4 protein-coding genes are annotated in these 3182 nt (G+C 78.0%); 3 read left to right on the forward strand and 1 reads right to left on the reverse strand.

Annotated features, from left to right (window positions below; all coding sequences use genetic code 11):
- Positions 1 to 123: 123 nt before the first annotated feature.
- Entirely contained in the window at positions 124 to 696 is a 573-nt protein-coding gene (locus tag Q6969_RS14545; protein ID WP_317231085.1) for a hypothetical protein, read from the forward strand.
- A gap of 255 nt (positions 697 to 951) precedes the next feature.
- On the opposite strand, the gene Q6969_RS14550 is transcribed toward Q6969_RS14545, so the two are convergent.
- Positions 952 to 1479 (reverse strand): GrpB family protein, encoded by a 528-nt coding sequence (locus Q6969_RS14550; RefSeq protein ID WP_317231086.1) that lies wholly within the window; start codon positions 1477 to 1479, stop codon positions 952 to 954.
- Between the two features lie 85 nt (positions 1480 to 1564).
- On the opposite strand from Q6969_RS14550, the gene Q6969_RS14555 reads away from it, so the two are divergent.
- Entirely contained in the window at positions 1565 to 2536 is a 972-nt protein-coding gene (locus Q6969_RS14555; RefSeq protein ID WP_317231087.1) for an NAD-dependent epimerase/dehydratase family protein, read from the forward strand.
- Positions 2537 to 2662: 126 nt separating this feature from the next.
- The coding region (locus Q6969_RS14560; protein WP_317231088.1) for a DJ-1/PfpI family protein at positions 2663 to 3182 on the forward strand (520 nt) is incomplete at its 3' end.

The raw sequence follows: 3182 nt of genomic DNA on the forward strand, positions 1-3182 counted from the left end.
CCGGGCCGCGACACCGTGGACGCGGCCGCGCTCGAGCGCCTGCGCGAGCTCGAGGGGCGGGACGCGGGCGAAGCGCCCGGGCGCGGCGCGCATGAGCCGTCCCACGCGCCCGATGCGACTCCCATGCCCGACACGCCCATCCGCTCGGACGAGCCCCGCGCACGCACCCGCCCGCGGACCCGCACCCGCACCTCCACGCGCTGGGGCATCGCGCTCCCGTGGGCCGCGTCCGTGGTCGTGGCCGCCGTGCTCGCCACGGGGATCACGGCGTGGGCCCTCGACGACGACCGCGCCACGGTCGCCGTCCTCGACCTCGAGCTGCTCCCGGAGCCCGACGGCGCGACCTACCTCTCCGTCGACACCGGCTCGGTGATCCCCGGCACGGCTGTCGCGGGCTTCCACGGGCTGACGGTGGCACGCGTGCCGGTGGATCCCGGCGACGCCGCCGATCCGGCCGCGTGGACGGTCCCCGCGCCGGCCGAGCCCGACGCCGCGTGCCTCACCGTCGGGGCATCCGCCCCGGACGGCTCCGTCGACGGCCCCTCGGAGTGCGGGACCGGATCCGTCGCCGCGCGCGTCGCGGTCGTGGTCGCGGACGACACGTCCGCGGAGCTGCGGGCCGCGTACCCGGTGGGCACCACGCTCCTGTTCGAGGACGAGGGCGGCCCCGTCCGCGTCCGGGTCGCCGCACGCTGACGCCTCCCCTCCCCGGTGGCGCCGGAGCAGGCGATCCCCGGACATGCGATCCCGGCGCCGACGCCCAGCCGGATCCGCTACGGTGATGACCGTTCGGGGAGCGCGCCTATCGGGGCGCCTCGTCTGGTTCGATTTCCGGAGCTCTCCACCACCGCCGCCCCCGCGGTCTCATGCCCGCCTGTCGGGAGCCCGCCGCCGCCGCGGGTGGGCACCCCCTGCCGCGAGCGCGTCCCCGTCAGCCGGCCGCCGCGCACCTCACTTGTCCCACACGCGGACGGGAGGGAGGCCGCGGTCGGCGCGCTCGGCGTTCACGATCTCCTCCACGAGCGCCTGCTTCCCGGCGGTGTACGCGCGACCGTCGGCCGCCGTCGCCGCGAGCTCCGCCTTGCGCGCGTCGTAGCGGCGCCGGGCGTCCGCGTCGCGCAGCAGCCGGTCGCGGAACAGGCGCTGCGGGCAGGTCTCCCAGGACTCGTCGTCGAACACGTGGAGGATGTGCGTCCGCACGCCGTCCGCCGACCGGACGTGCACGTCGTGGTTCCTCGGGCCGGCCCGGTGCCGCGCGTACCCGAGCAGGCGCAACGGCGCGTCGAGCACCCGCGGGTCGAGGCCGGGTGCCGCCCGCGCGGCGAGGTCGAGGACCGGCTTGGCGCGGAGTCCCGGCACGGCGGTGCTGCCGATGTGCTCGACGGCGGTGAGGGATGCTCCTGCCGCCGGGAGGACCCGGGCCGCCTCGGCGCGGAACGCCGCCGCCCACTCCGGGCGGTGCTCCTCGAGGCGGATCATCGGCGCCACCCTACCGAGCGCGCCGCATCCGCGCCCAGGCCCGCGCCTGCGCCTGCGCCTGCGCCCGCGCCTAGGCTCGACGACCATGTCCTCCTCCGCGCGGCGCGCCCTCGTCCTCGGCGGCACCGGCGCCATGGGCGGGGCCACCGCCGCGCACCTGGCGCGCGCCGGCTGGTCCGTCGACGTCACCGGCCGGGATCCGCGCGGCATGCCCGCCGAGCTCACGGACCTCGGCGTGCGGTTCCACGCGATCGACCGCCACGACGTCCGCGGCGTCGAGCGCGTGGTCGGCGACGACGTGGACCTGCTCGTCGACCTCGTGGCCTTCACCGCAGCCGACGTGCAGGCGCTCCTCCCGGCGATGCGGGCGGCCGGATCCGTGGTGGTCGCGTCGTCCCGCGCGGTCTACGTCGACGCGGAGGGCCGGCACGTCAACGGCGACGCCCCGCCGCGCCTGCCCGTCCCGGTGCCCGAGTCGAACCCCACCCTGCCGCCCGCGGATCCGGGGGTCGACCCCGCGACCCGCGAGGGCTACGCGCCCGCCAAGGCGGCCGTGGAGCGTGCCGCGCTCGACAGCGGCCTGCCGGTCACCGTGATCCGCCCGTCGAAGGTGCACGGCCGGTGGGCGCGCGACGCCCGCACGCGCGGCATCGTCGAGCGGATGACGGCGGGTGCGGCGACCCTCGACCTCGCCGACCGCGGCGCGTCCGTCGACCACCTCACCGCGGCGGCGAACGCGGCGGCCCTCATCGCCCGGGTGGCCGACGTGCCCGGCGCGCGGATCCTCAACGCGGCCGACCCGGATCCGCTCACCGCCCGGGAGATCGTCGCGGTCATCGCCGACGAGCTCGGCTGGCGGGGCCGCGTGCGCCTGCTCGAGCCCGGCGCGGAGGGCGGCGGGCACCCGTGGCGGGCTGCCCACCCGTTCGTCCTCGACATGCGCGCCGCGCTCGCCCTCGGATACGTCCCCGCGGGCACGGGCGCCCGGCTGCTGCGGGACGAGGTCGCCTGGATCCGCGACGGATCGCGCCGCGCGTCCGGCACCATCGGATCATGACCGGCCCGCTCCGCATCGTCGCCCTCGTATTCCCGCACGTGACCCAGCTCGACCTCACCGGTCCGCTGCAGGTGCTCTCCCGGCTGCCCGGGGCCGTGGTGGACGTCGCGGCACCGGATCGAGCCCGTGCCGACGGACAGCGGGTTCTCCCTCCTGCCCACGACGACGCTCGCGGACGCCCCGCCGGCCGACGTGCTGCTCGTGCCGGGCGGACGCGGCGCGTTCGAGGCGATGGAGGATCCCGAGGTCGTGGCGTTCGTCGCGCGGCAGGCGGCCGCGGCGCGCCACGTGCTCGGCGTGTGCACGGGGGCGTTCGTCCTCGGGGCCGCCGGGCTCCTCCGCGGTCGCCGTGCGACGACCCACTGGGCCTCGCATCCGCTGCTGGAGCTGCTGGGCGCGACGCCCGTGGCGGAGCGCGTCGTGCGCGACGGGACCCTGATCACGGGCGGCGGCGTGACGAGCGGCATCGACGCGGCGCTCGTGCTGGCCGCGGAGATCGCGGGCGACGCCGAGGCACGGTCCATCCAGCTGACGCTCGAGTACGACCCGCAGCCGCCCTTCGACGCGGGCCACCCGTCCCGACCCGGCGCCGACCCGGCGCAGGTGGAGCGCGCCCTGGCCGACGCGCGGCGCGACCGCGGCCCGG

This window comes from Clavibacter sp. MX14-G9D (assembly GCF_032917815.1).
In the GTDB taxonomy this organism is placed as follows: Bacteria; Actinomycetota; Actinomycetes; order Actinomycetales; family Microbacteriaceae; genus Clavibacter; species Clavibacter michiganensis_K.

Bases quoted from the DNA above. Each gene is read 5' to 3' on its own strand.
- Q6969_RS14545 (WP_317231085.1), top strand. From the start codon at position 124: ATGCCCGACACGCCCATCCGCTCGGACGAGCCCCGCGCACGCACCCGC.
- Q6969_RS14550 (WP_317231086.1), bottom strand. From the start codon at position 1,479: ATGATCCGCCTCGAGGAGCACCGCCCGGAGTGGGCGGCGGCGTTCCGC.
- Q6969_RS14555 (WP_317231087.1), top strand. From the start codon at position 1,565: ATGTCCTCCTCCGCGCGGCGCGCCCTCGTCCTCGGCGGCACCGGCGCC.